This window comes from Nocardia sp. XZ_19_385, assembly GCF_015355755.1.
Taxonomy (GTDB): Bacteria; Actinomycetota; Actinomycetes; order Mycobacteriales; family Mycobacteriaceae; genus Nocardia.
Genome location: NZ_JACVEE010000003.1, coordinates 363,438 through 388,726, shown reverse-complemented (window position 1 = coordinate 388,726; position 25,289 = coordinate 363,438). Strand labels below are relative to the sequence as shown.

The window sequence follows — 25,289 nt, the reverse complement described above, 5'->3', positions numbered from 1 at the left end:
GTAGGTTCTAGTCCGCTACGTAGCGGTCGAGGTCGGAGTGGAACTGCCGGATCCGGACCTCCTGATAGTCGGCGAGCGTCACGCCCGGCTTGGTCATCGCCTTCAGACCGCGTTGCACCAGCGGCAGATTCGACAGGTCCTGGTTGAAGACCGGCACCAGACCACCCAATTCCGGTGCGGCGCTGTAGTCCTCGTCGGGGCCCAGCCAGTGCACGGGGCCGGCTTTGGGCTTGGGCACCCCCGGCGGCAGCGGGACCAGCAGCATGATGTCGAAGACGCACCGGTCCGGGTCGTTGCCGTAGGGCCGGAACCGATAGGTCAGCGGCGCGCCGACACCGGCCCAGGGCGCAAGGTTCGGGAACACGAAATACTGGATGGCGTCCACAATTTCGGTATCGCTCACCTTCGACAGGTCGGCTCCCGACCGCGCGGCCAGCCCCTGGCGCATCACCTCGGCGACGATCGGGCGCGCCGACTGACCCTCCGGCACGGTGATCGCGCCGACCCCCTCCTGCTGGAAGTCCCGGAACATCGCCTCGAGCACGTCCTGCGGTTCGAGCGGTTCCTCCAGGTGCGGGCTGCTCGTGGCCTGCGGCGTGATCATCCGGTTGAACCCCGGCTGCCCGTCGGCTCCGCGGTAGACGTCGTACTGAGTGTTGCTGTCGCCCAGGTATTCCAGCAGCTGCGGATGCGTGGAGATGACGTGATAGGACTCGATGAACGCCTCCAGTCCCACCTTCCAGTTGCAGTCGATGACCTTGGCGACGTGCACCGCCTTGAAGCGCTGCTCCAGCTTGAAGTAGGAGAAGTGCTTCTCGACCTCGCCCAGGTAGGTTTGCAGCGGCACTGCGTCCGGGTCGGGATTGACGAACACGAATCCGGCCCACACCCCGGTTTGTGCCTGGGGCAGTGCGAATTTCGCGTCGTCGACGTGCGGGAAGTCCCAGCGGCTCGGCACATCGGTGAGCGCACCCTCCAGGCTCCAGGTGAAACCATGGAAGGGGCAGCGCAATTGGTTCGCGTGCCCGGCCGAATCGCACAGCCGGGTGCCGCGATGCAGGCACGCGTTGTGGTAGGCCTTGATCTCGCCGCTCTTGGTCCGCACCACGATCAGCGAGATATCGGCGATGTCGTAGACGTGGAAGTCGCCGGGCTCGGGGATGTCCTCCTCCCGGCAGGCCATCTGCCACACCTTCTTCCACATCCGCTCGACTTCACGATGATGGAACTCGGCGCTGAGGTAGCGGTCCTTGTCGATGTCGCCGGAGCCGAGATACTCGTAGGACTCCTCCAGCAGCGGCGGCGGCACCTCCCGGGTGTCGGCGCCGAGCAGGCTCTGCACGGACGGCCCGGGTGAGCGGGCTTCGCCGGGCGCGAGCTCGTCGGACGCGCGCAAGTCGGTCATGATTTCCTCCGAAGATCGAATGTGGTTGCAGGCGAGTAGCTTCAGTGCGCCGCGGTCAGCTGCTGGACGTAATGCTGGGCAGCCATCCCGATGAAAGCCGACCCGTTGACCGACCAGCCGCCGTCGACGAACAGCGTCTGACCGGTGATGTAGCTCGCGGCCGGTGAGGCCAGAAACGCCACTGCCGCAGCGATATCCGCCGGTTCACCGAGCCTGCCCAGCGGCATGGACGCCCCGATCGCCTGCTGTAGACCGGGATCGGCGAATTCACCGCGGGTGCCCTCGGTGAGCACCAAGCCCGGGCCGACCGCGTTGACCCGGATCCGCCGCGGCGCGTACTCCACGGCCAACTGCCGGGTGAGCGCCACGATCGCCGCCTTCGACGCCGGGTACATTCCGCGCCCGGGCCCCGACATGGCGGCGAGCACGGAGGTCAGGTTCACGATCGCGCCGCCGGAGGCCGGGAACTTCGGCGCGAAAGCCCGCGAAACCAGCCAGCTGCCCAGCAGATTCGTGCGGAGCACGGCGTCGACGTCGGCGACGGTGCTGTCGTCCAGGGTCTGCGAGCGCCAGATGCCCGCATTGTTGACCAGGACGTCCACCGAGCCGACCGCCTCGGCCAACTCCGCTACGGACCGCTCGTCGGCGACATCGCAGCGCAGCGCGGTGCCCCCGACATCCTTGGCCGCGACCTCGGCGGCGTCCGCGTCGATGTCGACGACGATGATCTCGAATCCGTTGCCGGACAGTTGATGTGCGATCGCGCGGCCGATGCCGTGGGCGCCGCCAGTGACGAGGGCTTTCAATGCCCCTCCTCCGTATTCGGTGAGCACCGACCCCGGGCCCGCCCTTGTTTATGACTCACATCACTATTATATTGGCCAGTTAATTAGTCAAGTACGCGTTCGCCGGACGAGTTCCGTTGGCGGACTGCATCTCTGGAGGCGGCTTTGACCGACACCTCGGCTCACACCTCATCCGACATCTCGGCCTCTACCTCGGCCGATACGTCCGATCCCGATGCGTCGGTGGCGGGGTTCGACCCCTTGGATCCGCGGGTCCTGCAGTGCCCGTATCCGTGGCATCGCAAGCTCCGCGACGAGGCGCCGGTGCATTTCGTCGCGAGCCGGGGCATGTGGTTCGTGACCTCGCGGGATCTCGTGGCCAAGGCGCTGGCCGATCACGCGGTGTTCTCGTCGAATTTCGGGCTGCCGCAGATGCCGGCGCCGGAGGCGATCAAGGAGCAGATCGAGGAAATCCAAGCCCAGGGCTGGCCCGCGGTGCCGACACTGCTCACGGCGGATCCGCCGGAGCACCACTACTACCGGCGGATGCTGGCCAAGGCGTTCACGCCGCGGTTCATCGCGCAGCTGGAGCCCCGGATCCGGGAGATCGCGCAGGCGCTGGCCGGTGAGCTACCGGCGGGTGAGCCGGTGGAGTTCGTGAAAACCGTTGCGGCGCCGCTGCCTTTGCGGGTGATCGCGCACGTGCTGAACGTGCCCGACGAACGGACCGGGGATTTCAAGCGCTGGTCGGATCAGTTCACCGCCACCGTCGGCGCCGAGCTCGATGACGCCGGCCGGTTGGATCAGGCCCGCAGTCTGCTCGAGTATCAGAAGTTCTTCGCCGCCGAGCTCGACGCGCGCCGGGCCGAGCCACGCGCGGATCTGCTCAGCGGGCTGGTCCACGCGCCCAGCCTCGAGGACGGCGACGCACCTATCAGCACCGCAGCGTGTTTGAGCATCATCCAGCAGTTGCTGATCGCGGGGAACGAGACGTCCACCAAGCTGCTCACCGGCGTCTTCGAACAGCTGGCCCGGGCGCCGAAGTGGTGGGACTGGTTGCGCGAAGATCCGGCCGAGCGCTCGGCGCTGGTGATCGAGGAGGGCCTGCGGTTCCTGGCTCCGGTGCAGAGCATGTTCCGGATCACCAAGGCCGAGGCCACCCTCGGCGGCTACACGATTCCGCCCGGGCAGTTGGTGGTGCTGGGCTTCGGCTCGGCCAGCCGGGACGAAGCGGCGTTCGAGCGACCCGAGGAATTCGACCCGCTGCGGCCGGATGCGAAGTCACACTTGGCGTTCGGTGCGGGAATCCACGCTTGCCTGGGCGCGTCGCTGGCGCGACTGGAGTCGCGAATCATCTTGGAGGAGCTGGCGGTTCGCTTCAAGGATGTGCGGTTCGGGGCGGACAACGACTTCACCTACGAACCGAGCTTCATGCTGCGCGGGCTGAAGCGGCTGTCGCTGGTCTTCGACCCGGTGGCCGCGGACCGGGCGCAGCCTCCGGTGCGCGCAGCCGCGGAGGGGTAAGGCCACCCGTGACCGCCGTCGACTCCACCTCCGCTACTGCGGATCCCCCGCCGCAGCGCGCGATCGAATCTCGCACGGCGACAAGCGATCTACCAGCCGCGGTCGCTGTATCCACGCTGCCACCGGGCGATCTCCCAGTACTCGACCCCGAGCCGCCCGCCACCGCGCGTACCGAAGTGGCGCAGTGGTCGCGGGGTTTCGCGAACCGGCATCTGCTGGCATCGCTGCGCACGGTGGGCGGGCAGTTCGTGCTCGGGGTGCGTTCCAGTCAGTATCTGGTCGCCGATATCGTGCGCGGGCGCTTCCCGTTCGGGGAGTTCGTCGAGCAGGCGACGTTCATGGCGCGCACCGCCGTGGTGCCGACCTTGTTCGTCACGGTGCCGATCGCGGTCACGCTGTCCATTCAATTCGGTTTGCTGGCAGGGCAATTGGGGGCGACGTCGATGGCGGGGGCCGCCAATGGCCTGGCGGTGATCCGGCAGGGCGCGCCCCTGGTGGCGGCGATGATGCTGGCGACGGCGGTGGGGTCGGCGATCAGCGCGGATCTGGGGTCGCGCAACATCCGCGAGGAGATCGCCGCAATGGAGGTCATGGGGGTGTCGGTGATCCGGCGGCTGGTGGCGCCACGACTGGCTGCGGCGGTGCTGATCTCGATCGCGCTCACCGGGTTCACCTGCTTCATCGGCTTCCTGGCCGGCTACGGATTCACCGTGATGCTGCAAGGCGGCACCCCGGGCAGCTACACCGCGACGTTCTCCTCCTTCGCCACCGTCGACGATCTGGTGCTGACGCTGATCAAGGCGACGGTGTTCGGGGTCATCGTGGCGATCGTGTCCTGCTACAAGGGGCTGGACGCGCGGCACGGCGCGGCCGGAGTCGCGAATTCGGTGAATGCGGCTGTGGTGCAGTCGATTCTGCTGCTCATGCTGGTCAACGTGCTGATGAGTCAGATGTATCTCATCCTGTTCCCCCGAGCGAGTTTCTGACGTGGCGGCCCCCTATATCGCGCCCGGTCTGCGCCCGGTCCTGCTCGGGGTTCGGGCCGGCAGCGGCCAGCTCGCACGCGTCGGGCACATGGTGGCGTTCTTCTTCCGGACGCTCGCCGGGATACCGGTTACACTGCGGCGGTATCCGCGCGAATTCCTGCGGCTGCTCTCCGATGTCACCTGGGGCAACGGGTCCCTCGTGGTGGGTGGCGGCACCGCGGGCGTGGTGCTGGTGGTCGGTGGCGCGGCCGGCGCCATCGTCGGGATCGAGGGCTACAACGCGCTGAATCTGCTGGGGCTGGGTCCGGCGACGGGGTTGATCACCTCGCTGGCGGCGGTGCGGGAACTGGCGCCACTGATGGCCGCGCTCGCGTTCGCTATTCAGGCGGGCTGCCGGTTCACCGCGCAACTCGGGGCGATGCGGATCTCCGAGGAGATCGACGCGCTGGAATCGGTGGCGATCCGGCCGATTCCTTACCTGGTCACCACGCGGGTGCTGGCCTCGGCGCTCGCCATCCTGCCGCTGTTCGTGGCCTGCCTGGCATTGAACTTCCTGGTCTGCCAGCTGGTGGTGTTCATTTCCAGCGGGCAGGGTTCGGGCACCTATCTGCACTATTTCTCGCTGATGCTCAGCGGCCGCGACATCGTCTTCGCGGTGATCAAGGTGTGCGTGTTCGTGGCGGTGATGTCCACGATCCAGTGCTACTACGGCTTCTACGCCACCGGCGGACCGCGCGGAGTCGGGATCGCCGCGGGCCGGGCCATGCGCGCGAGCATCACCATCATGGCCGTGCTCAACATGCTGCTGACCATGGCGTTCTGGGGTATCGATGCCGGCGGCAGGCTCGGGGGTTAGCGCGGTGGGCAATGCATTCGAACTCGACGGGCGCGGGCCGTCCACCCGGCTGCTGCTGGTGACCGGCGCGGTGTTCCTGGTCGTGTGTGTGGTGGTGACGCAGCTGTTGCTGGCGAAATCCAATGGGAGCCTGGACCGGAAGGTGCGGGTCACCGCGCTGCTCAGCAGTGTGGGCGACGGGCTGCCGGAGAAGTCCGACGTGAAGTTCCGCGGTGTGCTCGTCGGGATGGTGCGCGGCGTGATACCGGCCCGTCAGGGTGCACCCAATATCGTGCACATCGACCTGAAACCCGAACACACACTGGGGATTCCGGGCACGGTGACGGCGCGGATCGTGCCGAGCAACGCGTTCGCGGTGTCCTCGGTGCAGTTGGTCGACAACGGGCCCGCTGCGGCGATCACCGATGGTGTGCGCATCGGCGAGGATCGGACGCTGCCGACGCAGCTGTTCCAGTCCACGCTCGCCAAGGTGCGGGAGCTGCTGGGCGCTGTCGGGCGCGACGACACCGACGCCACTTTGGGCCTGATCCGCACCCTCGCCGACGCCACCGCCGGGAAGGGCGCGACATTGACCGCGTCGGTGGAGGGGCTCAATCGTGTTGTCGAGGAGATGAATCGGCTCAGCGCCGACGACAGCGGGCCCGCCACGCTGCGCACCTGGGAACAGGCCATCGCCACCTTGGAGGGCACCGCGCCGGAGCTGGTGGACGCGCTGCACAGCACGGTCGCGCCGATGCGGACGGTCGCCGAGAAACGCACCGAGCTGGCGGATTCGATTCTGGGAGCGAGCAGTACGGTCGGCACGGTCGGGACCGCGATGGACAACCACATCGATCAACTCGTGGATATCAGCACGAACATGACGCCCGTGGTCGGCGTACTGGCCGATGACGCGGGCGAGTTCCCGGCGATCATGTTGCGGCTCAACGGTGTTGTCGACAAGTTCTTCCAAGAGCTGTGGACCCGCACCGGCGAGAAACTGGCGTTCACCTTCAAGCTGGTGGTGTCGCTGACCCCGCTGCGGCTCTACACCCGCGCGGACTGCCCGGTCTACGGCCAAATGTCCGGTCCGAGTTGCGATACCGCGCCGGAGACGACACCGATACCCAACACCATGGGGCTGCCGGACGCGCGCGCTTATGTCCCGCCACCGGGAGTAGCGGCGCTGCCCACACCAACGAATCCAGCCGAGCAGATCCTACTGAGCCCCCTGCAAATCCCCGGGCTGCCGGCTGTCTTTTTGCCAGGAGTGCCGCGATGAGGCTGAAGCTGCCCAAAACTCCGCGACTGCCGCTGGCCTTCGCACCACACGTGCCGCTGAAGAACTATCGCCCGGCCGAAATAGCTGGGATGCCGGTGTTCTCCCTACCAGGAGTGCCGCGATGAGCCTGCACCGCCGCCAGCTGATCTGGCTGATTGCCTTTCTGGCCGTGTGCCTTTCGCTGACCTGGACGATCTTCGGCACGCTGCGACGGGATGTGCAGGGGCCCAGCGATACCTACACCGCGATGTTCACCGACGCCTCGGGGCTGCGGAAAGGCTCGGATGTGCGAATCGCCGGGGTTCGGGTCGGCCGGGTGGATGCGGTGGACCTCGATGGTGGGCTAGCTCGGGTGCGGTTCCGGGTGCAGCGGAATCAGCCGGTGTACGGCGATACGCGCCTGTCGATCGTCTATCAGAACATTGTCGGGCAGCGGTATCTCGGCCTGACGATGGCGGACTTCGGGCAGCCCGGCAGGTTGCCCGGCGGCAGCATGATCCCGGTCGACCGCACCGAGGCCTCGTTCGATATTACTCAGCTGCTCAACGGTTTCGAGCCGTTGTTCACCCTGCTCGATCCCGCCGATCGGGGGAACCTGTCGACCTCGCTGATCCAGGCGCTGCAGGGTGACGTGCACGCGTTGACCACGCTCATCACCGAGACCTCGCGATTGGCGCAAGCCGTTGCCGGGCCCGACGAACTGCTGGGCAAGGTGATCGTGAGCTTGGACAATGTGGTGGCCAATCTGGCGCAGCAGGGTGCGCAGTTGCAGACGACGCTGACTCAGGTCCGCGCCGTCATCACGGGCCTGGACAGCCGGCGTGGTGAGCTGGTCGCCTCGGTCGGCGATATCTCGGTGGCGGTGGGACGGCTGGCGGCCGTATTCACCGGAGCCGCACCGGATCTGAACGACATGCTCTCGCGCCGGCCGGGCTTCTTGGCCACCCTGGTCGGAAACCCGCACGGTGTGGCGGCCCTGGGCTCGAATATGCCCGCCGTGTTCAAAGGCCTGGCCCGGATCACCGGGGACAGCACGGCCATGAGTGCACAGGCCTGCGATTTCAACTTCACGATCCTCGATTTCCTCACCCCGGTCGTGCCCGCGATCATCGACAGCGCGACGCCGGGTGGCCAACGCAAGTACTCGGCGATGTGCAGGTGACGTGATGACGCTTCGAAGACCGCGCTTTCGCGGCCGGGACCTGGAGTCCTTCGACAAGACCTGGCTCGGGGGTTTGGCGCTGCTGGCGCTGGCGCTGGCGGTCGCCTCGACCACGCTGGTGACGACCCTGCACGTCGGGCAGCAGACGTACTCGGCCGAATTCGGTCAGGCCGCGGGCATTCGCTCCGGCGATCAAGTCACCGTGGCGGGGGTGCCGGTGGGCACCGTGGACGGTACCGAGCTGGCGGGTGATCGCGTGCTGGTGCACATGAAGATCGGCCGCGAAGTCACGCTCGGCGCGGAGACCAGGGCCGAGATCAAACTCACCACGGTGCTGGGCGCACGGTCCGTCGCGCTCACACCGGCCGGCACCGGAGCGCTGTCCGGCAACCGAATCCTGTTGTCGCGCACGACAGTTCCATACGACCTGCAAAAGCTGTTGCAGGATTCGACGGCCACCTTCGAACAGGTCGATGCCGACCGGTTCGCCCAGTCCATGCAGCTACTGGCGGCTCAGCTGCGGGACGCGCCTGCGATTCTGCCGGAGGCAATGGCCAATGTGGAGAACCTGTCACGGATGATCTCCGAGCGGCGCGACCAGATCGGGTCGCTGCTGCGCAACACCGCGCAGGTCGCGGCGATCCTCGGCACCCAGCAGACCGACCTGTCGGCGATGATCGGGCAGGGCCGGAATCTGGTGCGCGAGATCATGTCCCGGCGCACCGGCGTGGTGCGGCTGCTGGACGCGGCGACGCAGCTGGTGCACACGGCGCGGGAGGTGTCGGTCGGTAATCGGGCCGATATCGACAAGTTGCTCGTCGACATCCGGGCCATGACATCGTTGATCGGCAATCACGATGCGTTGCTGCGCAACATGTTCCAGGCCATGCCGATCGCGATCCGTAATCTCGCCAATGCCACCGGCACCGGGCCGTTCCTGGACTTCCTGCTGCCGGGCGGGCTGATGGTCGACTCCTGGATGTGCGCCATCACCGCCAATGCGGAGCAGTCGAATTGGCCCGAGCATTTCCGATACTTCGAGGACTGCCGATGAGACGCAAAGTACTTCGCATCGCCGCGATCGTGGCCGTCGCCGCCGCGGTCCTGGCCGGCTACCGGATGCTGCCGGGGTCGTCGGCGGATCCGCGCACGATCGTCGCCCAGTTCGACAACGCCATCGGGCTGTACGAAGGCAACACGGTCGCCGTGCTGGGAATGCCCGTAGGAACGATCGAGAAGATCAGCGTGCGTGGCGATTACGTGGAGGTCGTGCTCAGCGTCGACGGCGATATCCAGATTCCGGAGGCCGTGCAGGCCGTCACCGTCGGCACCTCGATCCTCACCGAACGCCACGTCGAACTGACCCCGGCCTACACCGGCGGCGCGGTGCTGCCCGACGGCGCGGTGCTCGGGCTGAACCGCACACGCACGCCGATCGAGTTCGACCGCATCCTGAAAATGGTCGACAAGCTGGGCACTTCGCTGCGCGGCGACGGCCAGGGCAACGGCCCGATGGCTGATGTCCTGGACGCTACCGCGGCAGTCGCGTCCAGCAGCGGCGCGCAATTGCGGTCGGCGCTGGGGACGCTGTCGGAGGCTTTGCGGACCGGCGGCGACGGCGCGGCCACTCGCGAGGCCATCACCACCATCGTCACCAACCTGGCCACGCTGACCGACGCCGCGTCCCGCAATCAGCAGCTGCTGCACGAATTCGGTTCCGGTGTCGGGCAACTCGGCGAGCTCATGGCGCAGGAAAGCCTGGGGCAGGGCACGACCGGGCGGCAGCTCAACGAGGTGCTCGAGCAGGTCACCGCGCTGCTGACCGACCATCGCGCGGATCTGCGAGCCACGGTGGTCAGCAGCGAATCGTTCACGCGGGCGCTGGTGGACTATCGGCGCGAGCTCGCCGAGGTCTTCGATGTGGCGCCGCTGGCGGTCGACAACGTGGTCGCCGCGATCGATCAGCGCAACGGATACCTGCGCGTGGGCGCACATTTCGACTCGGTGTTCTTCGACAGTTCCATGACCAAGGAAGTCTGCAACATCCTCGGCTTGCGGCAATTAGGCTGTAGCACCGGCAATTTCAGCGATATGGGGCCGGATTTCGGGGTCACGTCGGTGCTGGAAGCGATGACGAGGATGAACCGGTGAGCCGCCTGCCGCGGCTGGCCGCCGCCCTCGGGCTCGCGCTGCTGACCGGGTGTTCGGTGAGCGTCGAGGATCTGCCGCTGCCCGCGCCCGGCGTGAACGGGCCCAGTTACCACCTGGACGCGGTGTTCTCGAACGCGTTGAACCTGCCCGATCGGGCCAAGGTGCGGGTCGGCGGCGCCGATGTCGGCGAGGTGGAGTCGATGACGGCCCGCGACTACACCGCGGTGGTGCGGATGCGGCTGCTCGATAGCGTGCGGTTGCCGGTGGGCACGAAAGCCGAATTGCGTTCGGCCACACCGCTGGGCGACATCTTTGTCTCCTTGGTGCCGCCGGCCGAAGGCGGCAGTCCGCTGCTGCGCGACGGCGACACGATCGCCTTGCCGGCCACGGTGGCCGCCGCGACGGTCGAAGACGTGCTCGCCGCCACCACACTGCTGGTCAACGGTGGCGTGATCCGCAATCTCACCCGGGTGCTCAACGGGATGGGTGACGCCATGAACGACGACGGGCAGCGGCTCACCGCCCTGATCGCAGAGTCTCGGGATCTGCTGGCGACCATGGCTTCTCGCACCGGCGACCTGCGGGGAGTGCTCGCGCGCACGGCCGCCCTCGCCGACTCGCTGGACGCCCGGCGTACCGCGATCAACGAGGTGATCGGTTCGGCCGCACCGGCTTTGGCGGTGATCGCCGACAACACCGCGCAGATCGCCGGGCTTGCCGACCAGATCGCGGCCGTGACCCGGCAGCTGCAGAAGTTCCCGTCGATCCAGGGCACCGACACCCGCAGCATCATCCACGATCTCAACCTGCTGTCGGAGGCGTTCAACGAATCGGCGGTGGACCCGCGGGTCACCATGGCCAACCTGCTACGAATCCTGCCGCCGACGTTGAAGTTCTTCAGCGCCAACGCCGCCCACTCGGATGTGGAGTTGCGGCAGGTGGTGCTCGGGCCGGTCGATGACCCCGGGCACCTGGCCGATCCGGAGTTCCGGGTGCCGGAATCGGCGGATTGGGCGAACTTGGTGGGTTCCCTGGCCTTCGTACTCACCCAGCTCGGGAACCGGGTGATGGGGCCGGGACGATGACGCTACTGGAGCCGCCGGCCCGAATCTTGGTGTACGCCACCCGGACTGCTGTAGCGCATCGGCTGGCGCTGTCCACGCTGGCGCAGGTGTTGCTGGTGGTGGTGGCGTCGTCCTACGTCATGTTCGGGGCCTTGCGCAGCGATCCTTTCGCGACGGAAATGGCTATCCGGGTGGAGCTTTCGGAATCCGGTGGGTTGCTTGCCGGGCAGGACGTGACGTTGCGCGGTGTGCCGATCGGCAAGGTGCGGTCGGTCGAGCTCACCGGCGGCGGCGTGCAGGCGGTCGCGCGGATCGACGCGACGGTACGGATTCCCCGTGACGGCACGGTAGTTCGGGTCTCTGGGCTCTCCCCTGCCGGTGAGCAATACCTGGACTTTCAGCCCCGCGGCACCGACGGGCCCTGGCTCGAAGACGGCAGCGTCATCGCGCAGGAGCGCACGGTGATCCCGGTGCCGCTGTGGCGGGTGCTCGGCAATATCGACGGCCTGCTCGCGCAGACCGATCCGGTCCAACTACGCGCCATTGTCGATGAATTGGGCGTCGGACCGGAGGGGCCGCAGAAGCTCGGCGAGCTGCTCAGTGGGGCGGGAATGCTGATGTCCACCCTCGACGGCGCACTTCCCCAGACCATGACGCTGTTGCGCAGTAGCCGGCCGGTGTTCCAGCTCGTCACCGACTCAGCAGGCGGGTTGCGTACCGCCACAGACAATCTCACGACGGTACTGGCGGCGGCCGGAACCAAAGACGCCGGGCTGCGCCGGCTCCTCGAACAGAGCCCGCAGGCATTGCAGGCGATGGACGCACTCATCGCCGACAACTCGCCCACCATGGTGCAGCTGCTCGGCAACCTCGCCACAGTCGCGCAACTGTCCTACGTACGCGTGCCCGCACTGACCCACCTGCTGCGAAACGACCGCGGCTCGTTACTCGAGGCAGTGACATCGACCATGCACGACGGCGGCGTATGGGCCGTGGCCAACCTCTACTTCCGGCACTACTGCGACTACCCCCACCCCCGAGATGTGCCGTTCCAGCCGGACTACCCAGAGCCCTTCATGTACACCTACTGCCCCAACCCCGACCCGGCACTTCTGGTGCGCGGAGCCCGCAACGCGCCACGCCCACCCGGCGACGACACCGCCCATCCCCCAGCGGGTTACGACCCCATGCGCCGCACAGACCCGACCCCGATCGGGCCCTACACCATCCCCTTGCCCTACGGCGGCCCCACCATGCCACCCGAGGCCGAACCCCAAAGACACGGCGACAAATAGCTCGACGCGAGGAATGCCAATGCGCAACAACACAGTCAAAGAACACAGCAAGAAACTGCAGGAGTTTCCGGACGAAACGGTTGCGGAAGCCACCAGCGACCCCACTCCAGCCGCAGCAGCAGACACCGATGCCTCAACAGCTTCGCCGACCAATGATACGGCGGCAGGTAGTGGGAACGAGGTTACAGCCGAGATGGCTGCCGATCCGGCCAATGACGACAAAGCCGACCCGGCCACGACAGCGTCGACGACCGACGATGCGGCAGGAGCTTCGACGAGCGACGATACGGCGACAGGTACTGGCAACGAGGTTACAGCCGAGATGGCCGCCGATCCCGCCGACGACGACAAGGCCGACCCAGCTGCGCCAGCCAAGGCCGATGCCACGACAGCTTCGACGACCGGCGATACGGCGGCAGGTGCTAGCAGCGAGGTTGCGGCCGAGATGGCTGCCCATCCGGCCGAAGACGACAAGGCCGACCCAGCCGCGGCGGCCAATGCCGATGCCACGACAGCTTCGACGATCGACGATACGGCGGTAGCTTCGACCACCAATGCGGCGGCAGCTTTGACGACTGGCGCTACGGCAGGTACCGGCAACGAGGTTTCGGCCCGGGTCGCCGCCGATCCAGCCGATGAGGCTGACGTCGCCGGCGCAGCTGCCGAGGTCGACGTGCCCGGCGAGGCGGACGTGCCCGACGAAGCCAACGAGTCCGGCGCGGCCGACGTGCCGGGCGCGGCCAACGAGTCCGAGGCCGATTCGGCCGACACCACCTCAACGGCGTCTGCCGCAATCGGCACGAAGTCTGCCGCTATCAGGTCTAAGCGTGCAAGTTCAGAACCGGAGACCGCACAACCGAAACCGCGCTTGCTGCAACAGATCACGGCACTCGCACGGCGACTAGTACCTGCCTTCGCTCTCCTGCTGATCCTCACCCTCGGCGGCGCGACCGCCTACCTCGGCTGGCAGGCCCGCGAAGCCGCGGCCATCGACGATGCGAGCGCCGCCGCATTGCAGGCTGCCAACAGCTACGCGGTCACCCTCACCTCGGTCGATGCCGCCAATCTCGATGCTGCCTTCCAGGCGGTACTGGACGGCTCCACCGGCGACTTCCGTGACGCCTACACCAAATCCAGCACCCAACTGCGGCAGCTGCTGCTCGACCACAAAGCCACCGGGAACGGTGTGGTGCTGCAGTCCGCGGTCAAGTCCGCGACTCGGGACGAGGTAGTGGTGCTGCTGTTCGTCGACCAGACCGTCTCCAATACCGAACTGCCCGATCCGCGGGTGGATCGCAGCCGCGTCGTCATGACGATGCGGCAGGTCGACGGCCGGTGGAAGGCCAGCAAGGTCGACATCCCCTGACGGGGTTCCCAGAGAGGTGAACAGTGAATACCTACAAGCAATCCGGAACGCTGACCGCGGTGCGTGACGACCTGATCATGCGGTCGATGCTGGCGCGCGTCGGCGACATTCCCGACCTGGTGCTGCTGCCGGTGCTGCGGGCGGTGGCCGAGGATCGCGCGGCAGTCGACGCAGACTGGGCGGCACTCACCGCCCGGCGCACCCGCAATCGGGTCTTCGAAGCGCCACGCTGGTCCTACAAGCGCCGCTACGGGCAGTTCGTCCGCGAATTGGAATGGACAACAACCGAATTGACGCGGGTGCTGCCCGCCGAGGACGTCACCGACCTGGTTTCAGGTGCGGTGTCGGCTCGCCTGCGCCGCTGGCTGCGCTATCTGCTGCCGGCCTTCGAATCGGTCCGGCTTATTCCGAAGGGCATGTACCCGGCGGTCATGGATGCGGGCGTGGGTTTCGCGACCTTCCTGGTGGGGCCGATCCATCGGACCGGCCTGGAGCCCGACGGGACGCTGGTCTACGAGATTCCGGAATGCGCCATGCACACCTCGGTATCTTCCCCTGCCGCCCAAGAGAATTCGTGCCTGATGGGCTGTAAAGCCGCCTGCGAGCGGGTGTTCGACCAGAACTCGGCGATGCCGCTGGAATTCGAACCGCATCTGCCCGGCCTGTCCTGCACGTTGCGCGTGCGTCCGCCCGCTCCCCGATCCGCCGCCGTGTAACCGATCACCGCATTACAGGAGGGGCTATGTCCAGCCCGACCACTTCCGCCCGGAACTTTCGCGACTACATCCCGCTCTACGACGAATTCGATTACACCGTCGACGATTTCGACGGTGCGCTACCGGAGGGGCTGCGCGGCACCATGTACCGCAACGGCCCCGGAAAACTCGAAGCGGGCGGTCAGCAGCTGGGCCATCTCTTCGACGGTGACGGCATGCTGTCCATGTTCGCTCTCGACGAAGGCGGGCTGCGGTTCCGCAACCGTTTCGTCCGCACCAAGCACTACCGGCACTCACTCGGCGCCAAGGGCGCGCCGTACCGGGCGCTCGGCACCATGCGACCGGGCGGAATCCTCACCAACGCACTGCAATTCCCCGCCAACGTCGCCAACACCAGCGTCGCGATGCACGCGGGAAAACTGCTCGCCTTGTGGGAGGGCGGCCGCCCCACCGAACTCGATCCGGACACCCTCGACACTCTGGGCGTGCACGACTTCGACGGCGGCCTGAAATGGATCGGCGCGTTCTCCGCACATCCCAAGTGGGACACCACAACCGGTGAGATGTACAACTTCGGCCTGGCCATGTTCCCCCGGCCGAAACTCGCCTGCTATCGCGTCGACCGGGCGGGCACACTCCGCAGCCTCGGGCACCTGAACCTGCCGGTACCCATGTTCAACCACGATATGGGTTTGACCGCAAAGCATCTGGTGTTCGTGGTGGCGCCGCTGGTGTTCCCGGTCGGCAAGATGACGGGCGCGGGCCTGGGGCTGCGCAACTTCATCGAAGCCATCGAGTACGACGCCGCCCGCGGCACCATGATCGCCCTGGTCCCCCGCGACGGCGGCCGGCCACGCATCCTGCACACCGACCCGCTGATGCATCTGCACCTGGCCAACACCTACGAGGACGGCTCCGACACCGTCATCGAACTGGTCAACTACGACGCCACCTGGGAGCAGCTCAACGGGCAGTTGCGGGGTCTGCAGGACGGGCTCACCGACACCGCCCTGTCCTACGGCGGCAAGCTGATGCGACTGCGGGTCACGCCGACCGGGCGAGTCATCCACGAGACGCTCTCGGACCTCCAAGGCGACTTCCCGATGTTCAACTGGGCCCGCACCGGGCAGCGGCACCGCTACGTCTACCTCGCGGTCGGCGCGGACGGCAACCGGTATCCGAACGCGATCGCCAAGATCGACAACGAGACCGGGAAGGAATCGCTGCACCGGCTGCCCGAGGAGCATTTCACGCACGAGGCGCTGTTCGTGTCCCGGCCGAGGCCGATTTCCGAGGATGACGGGTGGCTGCTGGTGGTCACTCAGGACCGGGTATCGGAGCTGGCCAGTATGTTGATTCTCGATGCCAGGGATATCGAAGCCGAGCCGGTGTATCGCGGTCGGCTGCGTCACCACCTACCGCTCACCTTCCACGGCACTTTCACCCAGCGGGTCGCCCGGCCGTGAGGCATCCGGCGCTGAACCCTCAGGCAGCGCAGACCTGAAACAGCATCGGGCAGCGCATCTTCCGCGCTGCCCGTTTCTGTCTACCGCTCGGCGTCCAGCAGCAGCCGCTCGAACAGCCCGTCGAGGATGTCCATCTCGATCGGGTCGCTGGCTGCCGCAGCATGGGCGAAACCGTCCACCACCGCCAGCACCAAACGGGCCACCTGCACCGGATCCAGTTCCGCCGGAATCAATCCGGCCTCCTGACCACGCGTGACCGCCTCGGTCAACCCATCGACCATGCCCACGCTCACCGTCGCGAACGCCTCGGTCAGCTCGGCATGCCGGCGTGCGTCGATCGGCGCGGTCGCCACGAACCCGGCCAGCTGCGGCGCCTCGTGGTTGATCTCCATCGACACCGCGAGCAGCGCCTTCAACAGCTCGCGCACCGACATCGCCCCCATGATCGCGGCCTTGGCCCGATCCTGGATCCGCCCGTACACCTCCGCGCACACAGCTTCGAACATCTGGGGTTTGCTGCCGAAGTGGTAGTACACCGCGCCGGAAGTCACCCCCGCCATCCCCGCGATCACACTGTTGGTCGCCGGACCGTAACCGTGCTGAGCAAAACAACGGATCGCGGCGTCGATCACCCGCTGACGCGTTTCGACGCTATCGATCCCGGCCGGACGACCCGGCCCGGCCTTGGCCTGCCTGCTCTGAGTCACCTAGCTAGTATCCCGCATCCAGCGCTGTAGTGGGGTGCGCGGCAACGCAAACCAGCTGCAGACTGCTCGGCGCCGTCCAGCGACAGAGTGCGCGACCGAGACCGGCGACACCGAGACAGCCGCGGCACGGCTCCAACGCAGGCGCTGCAAGATGCGCTCAACCCGCGGCAGACGCCCGGCCGATCCAGCGGCATTGTGCGCGACTGAGACCGGCGACACCGGGACAGCTGCGGCATAGCTCCAACGCAGCCGCCGCAAGATCGCGCTCAACGCGCGCGAGGTGCGCGGCCGACCCAGCGGCATTATGCGCGACTGAGGCCGACGGCATCGGGGCGGCTGCGGCATTGCTCCCACGCATGCGCCGCCAGATTGCGGGCTCAACTCGCGCGAGGTGCGCGGCAACCCAACCATCCGCAGAAGCTGCGAGCTGCGCGGCCGGTCCAGCAGCAGTGCGCGCAATCGACGCCGGCGGGATTGCGACAACTGCGGTGGGACCCAACGCATGCGCCAGCAGATTGCCGCTCAACGCGCGCGAGGTGCGTGGCCGATCCAACGGCATTGTGCGCGACTGAGGCCGACGGCATCGGGACAGCCGCGGCATTGCTCCAACGCAGGCACCGCCAGATTGCGCTCAACGCGCGCGGGGTGCGCGGCCGATCCGGCGGCAGAGTGCGCGACCGAGACCGGCTGCATCGTGACAGCTGCGGCACGGCTCCAACGGCGGCGCTGCGCTCAAAGCGCGCGAGGTGCGCGGCCGGTCCAGCGGCGGTGTGCGCGGCTGAAGCCGGCGGCGTCGTGATAGCCGAGGCGGCGGGCGATTTCGGTGAGGGTGAGGCGGTCCAAGGTCAGCAGGTCGGCGGCGAGGGTGGCGCGGACCTCGTCGACGAGTTCCCGGAACGAAGTGTCCTCGGCGTGCAGGTGCCGGCGCAGGGTGCGCTCGTCGAGGTGCAGGCGGGCGGCGATATCGGCGGCGCTCGGGGCCTGGTCGATATCGGTGAGGATCAGGGCGCGGACGCGGGCGGAGATGCCGCGGCGCGAGCGGCGGGCTTCCAGCATTCGCGTGCATTGTTCTTCCAGCAGCAGCGCCGTGGTCGAATCGGCCTGTGGCAGTGGCTGTTCCAGTAGACCGGCAGCGAAAATGATGCGGTGCCGTTCGGTTCCGGTGTGCAGATCGATGCCGGGCAGTTGGGCGCGTAATGCCGTGGCGCGGGCGCCGGTGAACGCCGCCTCGACCCGCAGGCCGCGGTGCGCGCCGATCGCGAGCGGGGTGAGCACGGCGATCTTCGCGAGTTCGCGTTCGACGAAGAAGCCCCGGACGTCGGAGGGGATGTCGGTGTCGTCGAAGATGACCGCCAGGTCGCGCCCGCTGGGTTCGAGGACGGGCCGGATGAACGCGAACGAGAGCTCCGCGTAGCGCACGCCCAGCCGGATCGCCTCGCGCACACTGGCACTGGACAGCATCGCGTAACCCCAGACGCCCAGCGTGCCGACGGTGTATCGCATCCCCGCGGTCACACCGAGGCCGGGCCGGTCACCGATCCGGCTCAGCAGGTTGCGGGCGATGGCGAGTTCCTGGCCGCCTTCCACGAAGGTGTCGGGGCGTTCCAGATCGGCGGGGTGCAGGCCGGTGCCGGACAGGCATTCGGCGGCGGTCAGGCCGTGCTCGATGCCGAGGTCGACGAGGATCCGCGCAGCGGCGGGGCCGCGCGGATGGTCCCAGGTGGGTGCCTCGGCTGTGCTGTCGGTGCTCATGTCCGGAAATGACAATAACCTACCCGGATCAGACCTCGTAGCGGGCGGGCCGCGCGCTTATCGTCCAACCATGACGAACAAGGCAGTGTCGGTCGCCGTCATCGGCGCGGGGTTCGGTGGCCTGGCGGCGGCAATCGAGTTGGACCGCAACGGCATTCACGACTACACCGTGTTCGAGCGCGGCGCATCGGCCGGAGGTGTCTGGCGAGCTAACTCGTATCCGGGCGCGGCCTGCGATGTGCCCTCGCCGATCTATTCGTTCTCCTACGAGCTGGAGACGGAGTGGTCGCGGCGGTTCGGCACGCAACCGGAGATCCACGGGTACCTGCAGCGCACCGCCGACAAGTACGGCGTGACACCCAAGATCCAGTTCGGCGCCGAGGTGGTGGCGGCTGCGTTCGAGCAGGATGCGGGCCGGTGGCGGGTCGAGCTGGCGGGCGGGGAGGTGCGCCATTTCGATGTGCTGATCTGCGCGACCGGGCAGCTGTCACGGCCGAAACTGCCCGAACTCGACGGCATCGACAGCTTCGGCGGCGCGCAATTCCACTCGGCCGAATGGGACCACAGCGTCGATCTCACCGGTAAACGGGTGGCGGTCGTCGGCAGCGGCGCGAGTGCGGTACAGATCGTGCCCGCCATCGCCGACCAGGTCGCCGCGCTGGAAGTGGTGCAGCGCTCGGCGTATTGGGTCGGCAACAAATGGGACCACCAGACCAACAAGGCGGTACGTACCCTGCTGCGTGTCGTTCCGGGGCTGGCGCGGTTGCAACACAACGCCGAATGGCTCTGGTACGAAGCCCGGGCGCCGTTCATCGCGCGCTGGGCCGAACCGGTGCAGATCGGGTTCGAATATTGGCTGAAGTTCAAGATCCGCCGCGAGATTCGCGATCCGCGGCTGCGGGCCGCGGTGACGCCGGACTACCGGTTCGGATGCAACCGGGTGCTGCTGTCCAACGCCTGGTATCCGGCGCTGGACCGAGAGCACGTGACGCTGCACCCGCATGGAGTGCAGCGAGTCACCGAACGTGGGCTGGTGCTCGCCGACGGCAGCGAGGTGCCGGCCGATGTCATCGTCTGGTGCACGGGCTTCACCGCCAGTGAGTACCTCGCGCCGATCGATATCACCGGTCTCGACGGGCGAAAGCTGCACGCGGAGTGGAAGACCGGCGCCTACGCGCATCTCGGCATCACCGTCTCCGGCTACCCGAATATGTTCCTGATGTACGGACCGAACACCGGATCGCTCACCAACACCATCACCTTCCTGCTGGAGAAGCAGGCCCGCTACGCCCGCCAGGCGATCGAGCGGATCGCCGCGCAGGGCGGGTGGCTCGATGTGCGGGCCGAGGTGCAGGCGGAGTTCAACGACCAGCTGCAGGAAACGTTGCGGCACACTGTATTCACTACCGGCTGCCCCGGCTGGTATCACACCCCCGAGGGCAAGGTCACCGCTGTCTGGCCGGGATCGCACGTCGCGTACGCGCGGGCGACCCGGGACGTCGATTTCAGCGACTACGAGCACCGTGGTGCGTCAGGTGAGCTGCTGCGCGGGGTGTCGTAGCCGCGCCGCCGCCACGACGGCGGCGAACATCACGGCCTCGCCGGCGTTTCCGAGCGGAGGCACCGCGAAGGCCGCCCCCGAGGCGACGAACAGGACGGCCGTGGCAAGCGCCAGCCACGGCCAACTCTGCCTGCGCCACAACATGATTCCGGCGAGCAGCAATGCCACGGAGACGACGAGCGCTGGGATCGGCGGGCCGGAGTGAGCCTCCGGGGCGTACCGGAGGGTGTCAGCGAATTGCCGTGGAATCAAGTGCAGGTCGAGCAGATCGGCGACCGCGCCCCAAGCGATGAGCACGACGGTCAGCAGCCACGCCCACCGCATCCGGACACGAAACACGCACTGCGCGGCCCAGATCAGCAGAAGCGGTGTCAGCACCACATGGCCGACGAATCTGCCGATGCTCAGCGCATGTAACAGCTGCCCCTCGCCGAGCATCGCACCCAGCCCGAACACCGCTGAGTCATAAGCCAATCCGAATCCGACGAGATACAGACAGAGCCGAGCAGGCCCTGCCACAGCGCTCCCGCGCAGCAAAAGCACGCATGCGAGTTGGAACCCCGCTAGCAGAAGTAGTGCGACAGACAGCATAGGTCTCCTCAGTCAGCCGGGAAGACTACCGCCCCGGTGCGATGCCTCCACATTGTCGACGTAGCGGAAGCCCATGCGTGGACGCGTGTCTCCGCCACCCCGAAGTGCGAGACCACGCCCGGCCGAGCTAGGACGAGCCGCACGGCCAGCCACCTTCTCCTGGGCCGGGGCCGGCCGCTTTCATTGCCAGACCCGCCGCAACCAGACGCACCGCCGCCGCCTCGGCGGACCTACACCGACAGCCATCGATCGCGGCACAGGCGCCGACTCAACTAGCCTCGCGACGCAGGTAGCGACCTTGCGGATCGCCCTGGACCTTGCCGTTGTTCAGGATCTGGTGGCCGCGCAGGAACACGTCGGTGACGCGGGCGTTCATCTCGAAGCCCTCGAACGGTGTGTACTCCTGGGCGGATTCGGAATCGGCGGCGCGCACCGTCCAGCGCGCCTCCGGGTCGACGAGAACGATGTCGGCGTCGAAGCCCGCGGCGATGGTGCCTTTGGTTTTCAGGCCGTAGCGCTGGGCCGGGTTCCACGCGGTCAGCTCCGCGATGCGCGAGAGCGGCAGGCCGCGTCCTTGGCCCGCGCCCACCAGGCCGGGCAGCAGGTATTCGGCGCCGCCGAAGCCGGACTTGGCGGCGAATACGTCCGTGCGGTCGGCGCCGAACTTCTGTTCGTCGCGGCAGCAGGCGTGATCGCTGACCACCCAGTCGATTTCGCCGGCCAGCAGGTGTCGCCACAGTGCTTCGACATCGGCGCGGTCGCGCAGGGGCGGGTTCACCTTGCCGCCCAGGCCGTGTGCGGTGTCGACGTCGGCGAGCAGGTGGCCGATGGTGACCTCGCGGCGGAAGTCGACGTGCGGGAACGCTTTCGCCATCGTGAGGGCTGCCTCGACCGCCTTGGCCGAGGACAGGTGCAGCAGGTTGATATTCGCCAAGCCGGTTTCGTGGGCGAGGTAGGAGGCCATGGTGATCGCCAGGCCCTCGGAATGCGCTGGCCGCGAGGCGCTGTAGGCGCGCAGGCCGGTCAGGGTGCCCTCACGTTCCACCATTTCGGTGTAGGCGGTCATGATCTCGGCGGTCTCGCAGTGCAGCGATAGTGACAGGCGTTCGCCGAAACGCTTACGCGCCTTCTGGATTCCGCGCATCACGAACTCGAAGTGCGCCAAGTCGTAGCGCTCGCTGGGCGGGATCATCAGGAAGTCGGCCTGGTCGCTGGACCGGCCGTGCAGGCCGTGGCCGCCGTAGAACATGAAGATCTTGAACGAGGTGACGCCGAACTCTTCGATGAGGGAGGGGATTTCGGCGATATGCTCGGCGGTCATCGGCGCCAGGTGCAGGGCATGGTCGACGAAGGCGCGGCCCGCCATCCGGTCGAGCACCTCGGGCACAAAGTCGCGGTAGGCCCCGCCCCGATTCAGGTAGTAGCGCCCGGTCCGCATGTAGGTGATGGCGGTCGTGACCCCGCCCTGAGCGCAGGCCCGGCTCTCGCTCGTGGTGTCGGCGGACAACTCCTGGTAGATGCCCCAGTGCTGATGAGCGTCGACGACACCGGGAAAGGCAAGCAGCCCTTCGGCATCCACCACCCTGCCCGCGCCCGAAGCCGGCAGGTTCGGTCCGACCGCGGTGACGACACCGTTCGCGACGGCGATGTCGACGGCGTCGGGTTGGCCGGTGGACGGGTCGCCCGGGCGCACCACGCGGGCGTTCCGGATCAGCAGGTCGGTCGCCGCCACGATTCACTCCAGTTTCTCTGTGCGAAACATCTTTACCAATTCGGCGATCATCGCAGTACTATGCGCTGATAGTCAATGCCGCAGAGCCACTCTCGCGTTTCGTTGTGGGAAACAACTGTGGCGGTGAGGAGTTGAGCCGATGACCGATCCACTGTCGGGAATCCGGGTGCTGGATGTGGCGACGCTGTTCGCGGGGCCGCTGGCCGCGACGCTGCTGGCGGATTTCGGAGCCGAGGTGATCAAGATCGAGCACCCTCGGGGTGATCCGGTGCGCAGCCACGGCGCGCAGCGGGACGGGGTCGGGCTGTGGTGGAAGATGCTGGGGCGCGGCAAGAAATCGGTCACCCTCTATCTCGGATCCGCCGAGGGGCAGGAAATCTTCCGCCGCATGGTGGCCGACGCGGATGTGGTCGTGGAGAACTTTCGTCCCGGCACCCTGGAGCGCTGGGGACTCGGGTATGCCGAACTCCGCGAGATCAATCCGCGGCTGGTGCTGGCCCGGGTCACCGGGTTCGGCCAGATCGGCCCGTACGCGCGCCGCCCCGGCTTCGGCACGCTCGCCGAGGCGATGAGCGGGTTCGCCGCCATCACCGGTGCGCCCGACGGGCCGCCGACGCTGCCGCCGTTCGGTCTCGCCGACGGGATCGCGGCGCTCGCAACGGCTTTCGCGGTAATGACCGCCCTGCGCGCCCGAGACCGCGACGGCCACGGCCAGCAGATCGACATGGCCATCATCGAGCCCATCCTCACCCTGCTCGGACCACAGCTCATCGCCTACGACCAGCTCGGCGAGCTACAGCCACGCATGGGCAATCGCTCCTCGAACAACGCGCCCCGCAACACCTACCGCACCGCAGACGGTGGCTGGGTGGCGGTGTCGACCAGCGCCCAGTCGGTGGCCGAACGGGTCATGCGACTGGTCGGGCGGGCCGACCTCATCGACCAGCCCTGGTTCAGCTCCGGATCCGAAAGAGCCCGGCACGCAGACGAACTCGATGCCGCCGTCGGCGCCTGGATCGCCGAACGCTCGACCGAGGAGGTCGTCCACGCCTTCGAAAAGGCCGAAGCGGCAGTCGCCCCCATCTACACCGCCGCCGACATCATGGCGGACCCGCAGTTCCAGGCGCTGGGCACCATCGCCGAACTGCCCGACGACGAACTGGGAACGGTGAAAATGCAGAACGTGCTGTTTCGGTTGTCGGAAACACCCGGCCGGATCCGCTGGACCGGACCGCCACTAGGCGCACACACCGCCGAAGTCCTCGGCGACTACGGCGTGGACGCCGACAGGCTCGCAGAGCTACGCACCGCGGGAGTCGTGCGATGAGCGCGCGCGGTCTGATGCACGTGTTGCACCGAGAGACCTGCCGGCCCATAGGGGCATCGAGCACTTCGGATATGCCAGACAACCAGAACCGCACGCCAGGAGTCCTGCAATGAGCGATCCGCTAGTCGAGGTAGTGCGTACTGGTGTCCGCCTGATCGAGCTCGGGCAACCGTTCTTCACCGGAATGCCCTGCTCCCCCAACCACCCCGGCTTCCGAATGACGCTGGCCCGCAGGCACGGCGACATGGTGCGCCCCGACGGCGGGTCCGCGTCCAACGAGATCATTGTGACCGGCGGACACGTCGGCACCCACATCGACGCGCTCAGCCACGTCAGCCACGACGGGCTGCTACACGGCGGCATCGATGCCGCCGAAGCCCAGCGCGGCGGCAAGTTCACCGCCCACGGCGCCGAACACCTGCCCGGGTTCCTACGGCGCGGGATCCTGCTCGACATCGCCCGCCTACACGACACCGACATCCTGCCCGGCGGCTACGAAGTCACCGTCGACGATCTGGAACGCGCGGCGAAACTCGCCGAGGTCGCACCGGAGCCCGGCGATGTGGTGTTGATCCGCACCGGATGGGCGCGGCTGTTCAGCCAGACCGACGCATATCTGGGCGGGGAGTCCGGTGTACCGGGCGTAGGAGTCGAGGGGGCCCGGTGGCTCGCGGCGCGAGGCATCACCGCCACCGGTGCCGACACCACCGCCTACGAGTGCATCGCCCCCGGCGCCGGACACAGCGTGCTGCCGGTACACCGTGTACTGCTGGTGGAATCCGGGATCTACATACTCGAACATCTATCGCTGGAACAGATTGCCAGCCAACGTGTTTCAGGGTTCGTATTCGTACTGGCGCCCCTCCGCATTGTCGGCGGAACCGGGTCCCCGGTCCGCCCGCTCGCGGCAATCAGCCGGTGATGAAGTGAACGCTGTTGCGGTGCAGTGGCGGCCAGTGGGCAACAGGACGCGACGGGCTCCCGGTGAATCGAGTGGAGGCTCCATCTCAGCCGACAATCGCCCCGGGGGCAGTCGATGTGGACGCCGCCGCGGCGCAATGGCGACCAGTGAATAACCGGGAAGCGAGAGGACTCGCAATGAACGCTCCATCTCAGCCGATAGTCGCCCCCGGGGTCGGCCGCGCCGGGTCGTCGAGGTCCGGGGCGGTCGGCCTGGGGTCCGCCGAAGTGGGCGCTATTGCGGCGCAATGACGACCAACGTGCAACCGGAAAACACGACGGCTCGCAGCGAATCGAGTGGACGCTCCATCACAGCCGACAACCCGCATCTGGGGCGATCGAGGTGGACGCTCTTGCGGCGCAACGGCGACCGGCGGACAACCGGGAAGCAAGAGGGCTCGCAATGACTGATCCATCTCAGCCGATGATCGCCTCGGGGTCGGCCGAAGTGGACGCTATTGCGGTGCGGTGGCGGCCAGCGACCAACCGCGAAGCAAGAGCGCTCGCAGCGAATCGAGTAGACACTCCATCACAGCCGACAACCGCATCTGGGGCGATCGAGGTGGACTCTCTTGCGGCGCAATGGCCACCAGCGACCAACCGCGAAGCAAGAGCGCTCGCA

General features: G+C 67.3%; 22 protein-coding genes. 16 read left to right on the top strand and 6 right to left on the bottom strand.

The genetic code is table 11. The annotated features are described in order from the left end of the window. Nucleotides 1-7: 7 nt before the first annotated feature. Nucleotides 8-1,405: an SRPBCC family protein gene (locus tag IBX22_RS25410; protein ID WP_194818213.1), complete on the bottom strand. Its 1,398-nt coding sequence runs from the start codon at nt 1,403-1,405 to the stop codon at nt 8-10. 41 nt (nt 1,406-1,446) lie between these two features. Then, on the bottom strand, nt 1,447-2,211 hold the full coding sequence (locus IBX22_RS25405; RefSeq protein WP_194818212.1) for an SDR family NAD(P)-dependent oxidoreductase: 765 nt from the start codon (nt 2,209-2,211) through the stop codon (nt 1,447-1,449). Nucleotides 2,212-2,355: 144 nt separating this feature from the next. On the opposite strand from IBX22_RS25405, the gene IBX22_RS25400 reads away from it, so the two are divergent. The 13 genes from IBX22_RS25400 to IBX22_RS25345 all read left to right on the top strand — a co-directional run bounded on the left by IBX22_RS25400 (nt 2,356) and on the right by IBX22_RS25345 (nt 16,037). Next, nucleotides 2,356-3,714 carry a cytochrome P450 gene (locus tag IBX22_RS25400; RefSeq protein ID WP_194818211.1) on the top strand — a complete coding sequence of 453 codons (1,359 nt, stop codon included), beginning with the start codon at nt 2,356-2,358 and terminating at the stop codon, nt 3,712-3,714. A 116-nt stretch (nt 3,715-3,830) separates the two neighbouring features. After that, nucleotides 3,831-4,700: an ABC transporter permease gene (locus IBX22_RS25395; protein WP_194818882.1), complete on the top strand. Its 870-nt coding sequence runs from the start codon at nt 3,831-3,833 to the stop codon at nt 4,698-4,700. A 1-nt stretch (nt 4,701) separates the two neighbouring features. Further along, complete coding sequence (locus tag IBX22_RS25390) at nt 4,702-5,556, top strand: ABC transporter permease (protein ID WP_375540278.1); 855 nt, start codon at nt 4,702-4,704, stop codon at nt 5,554-5,556. 4 nt (nt 5,557-5,560) lie between these two features. Next, on the top strand, nt 5,561-6,817 hold the full coding sequence (locus tag IBX22_RS25385) for an MlaD family protein (RefSeq protein WP_194818210.1): 1,257 nt from the start codon (nt 5,561-5,563) through the stop codon (nt 6,815-6,817). Continuing rightward, nucleotides 6,814-6,942, top strand: a complete 129-nt coding sequence (locus IBX22_RS38005; protein WP_255526496.1) for a hypothetical protein — start codon at nt 6,814-6,816, stop codon at nt 6,940-6,942. The genes IBX22_RS25385 and IBX22_RS38005 overlap by 4 nt, the downstream gene beginning before the upstream one ends. Then, the gene (locus tag IBX22_RS25380) at nt 6,939-7,979 is read left to right on the top strand and encodes an MCE family protein (protein WP_194818209.1); all 1,041 of its coding nucleotides are present in this window, start codon (nt 6,939-6,941) and stop codon (nt 7,977-7,979) included. Before IBX22_RS38005 ends, IBX22_RS25380 begins: the two co-directional genes overlap by 4 nt. 4 nt (nt 7,980-7,983) lie before the next feature. Continuing rightward, nucleotides 7,984-9,033: an MCE family protein gene (locus tag IBX22_RS25375; RefSeq protein ID WP_194818208.1), complete on the top strand. Its 1,050-nt coding sequence runs from the start codon at nt 7,984-7,986 to the stop codon at nt 9,031-9,033. Further along, nucleotides 9,030-10,130: an MCE family protein gene (locus tag IBX22_RS25370; protein WP_194818207.1), complete on the top strand. Its 1,101-nt coding sequence runs from the start codon at nt 9,030-9,032 to the stop codon at nt 10,128-10,130. Before IBX22_RS25375 ends, IBX22_RS25370 begins: the two co-directional genes overlap by 4 nt. Then, nucleotides 10,127-11,215 carry an MlaD family protein gene (locus IBX22_RS25365; RefSeq protein ID WP_194818206.1) on the top strand — a complete coding sequence of 363 codons (1,089 nt, stop codon included), beginning with the start codon at nt 10,127-10,129 and terminating at the stop codon, nt 11,213-11,215. Before IBX22_RS25370 ends, IBX22_RS25365 begins: the two co-directional genes overlap by 4 nt. After that, the gene (locus tag IBX22_RS25360; protein WP_194818205.1) at nt 11,212-12,489 is read left to right on the top strand and encodes an MlaD family protein; all 1,278 of its coding nucleotides are present in this window, start codon (nt 11,212-11,214) and stop codon (nt 12,487-12,489) included. The genes IBX22_RS25365 and IBX22_RS25360 overlap by 4 nt, the downstream gene beginning before the upstream one ends. Nucleotides 12,490-12,682: 193 nt before the next feature. Continuing rightward, nucleotides 12,683-13,855, top strand: coding sequence for a hypothetical protein (locus IBX22_RS38365; RefSeq protein WP_309234786.1), 1,173 nt, complete (start codon nt 12,683-12,685; stop codon nt 13,853-13,855). A 23-nt stretch (nt 13,856-13,878) separates the two neighbouring features. Continuing rightward, nucleotides 13,879-14,571: a hypothetical protein gene (locus tag IBX22_RS25350; protein ID WP_194818204.1), complete on the top strand. Its 693-nt coding sequence runs from the start codon at nt 13,879-13,881 to the stop codon at nt 14,569-14,571. A 26-nt stretch (nt 14,572-14,597) separates the two neighbouring features. After that, complete coding sequence (locus IBX22_RS25345) at nt 14,598-16,037, top strand: carotenoid oxygenase family protein (protein WP_194818203.1); 1,440 nt, start codon at nt 14,598-14,600, stop codon at nt 16,035-16,037. 80 nt (nt 16,038-16,117) lie between these two features. On the opposite strand, the gene IBX22_RS38360 is transcribed toward IBX22_RS25345, so the two are convergent. Together IBX22_RS38360 and IBX22_RS25335 are read right to left on the bottom strand one after the other, a co-directional pair. Further along, on the bottom strand, nt 16,118-16,744 hold the full coding sequence (locus IBX22_RS38360; protein WP_194818202.1) for a TetR/AcrR family transcriptional regulator: 627 nt from the start codon (nt 16,742-16,744) through the stop codon (nt 16,118-16,120). A 732-nt stretch (nt 16,745-17,476) separates the two neighbouring features. Further along, complete coding sequence (locus tag IBX22_RS25335) at nt 17,477-18,496, bottom strand: AraC family transcriptional regulator (RefSeq protein ID WP_194818201.1); 1,020 nt, start codon at nt 18,494-18,496, stop codon at nt 17,477-17,479. A gap of 70 nt (nt 18,497-18,566) precedes the next feature. Here IBX22_RS25335 and IBX22_RS25330 point away from each other — a divergent pair, with 70 nt between their 5' ends. Continuing rightward, on the top strand, nt 18,567-20,057 hold the full coding sequence (locus IBX22_RS25330; protein ID WP_194818200.1) for an NAD(P)/FAD-dependent oxidoreductase: 1,491 nt from the start codon (nt 18,567-18,569) through the stop codon (nt 20,055-20,057). On the opposite strand, the gene IBX22_RS25325 is transcribed toward IBX22_RS25330, so the two are convergent. Together IBX22_RS25325 and IBX22_RS25320 are read right to left on the bottom strand one after the other, a co-directional pair. After that, on the bottom strand, nt 20,028-20,531 hold the full coding sequence (locus tag IBX22_RS25325; RefSeq protein WP_194818199.1) for a hypothetical protein: 504 nt from the start codon (nt 20,529-20,531) through the stop codon (nt 20,028-20,030). The two genes, IBX22_RS25330 and IBX22_RS25325, sit on opposite strands and share 30 nt — an antisense overlap. Nucleotides 20,532-20,916: 385 nt before the next feature. Continuing rightward, nucleotides 20,917-22,380, bottom strand: coding sequence for a dihydroorotase family protein (locus IBX22_RS25320; protein WP_194818198.1), 1,464 nt, complete (start codon nt 22,378-22,380; stop codon nt 20,917-20,919). A gap of 139 nt (nt 22,381-22,519) precedes the next feature. On the opposite strand from IBX22_RS25320, the gene IBX22_RS25315 reads away from it, so the two are divergent. Both IBX22_RS25315 and IBX22_RS25310 read left to right on the top strand, forming a co-directional pair. Further along, complete coding sequence (locus IBX22_RS25315) at nt 22,520-23,707, top strand: CaiB/BaiF CoA-transferase family protein (protein WP_194818197.1); 1,188 nt, start codon at nt 22,520-22,522, stop codon at nt 23,705-23,707. Nucleotides 23,708-23,816: 109 nt separating this feature from the next. Then, nucleotides 23,817-24,629: a cyclase family protein gene (locus IBX22_RS25310; protein ID WP_194818196.1), complete on the top strand. Its 813-nt coding sequence runs from the start codon at nt 23,817-23,819 to the stop codon at nt 24,627-24,629. Nucleotides 24,630-25,289 lie beyond the last annotated feature (660 nt).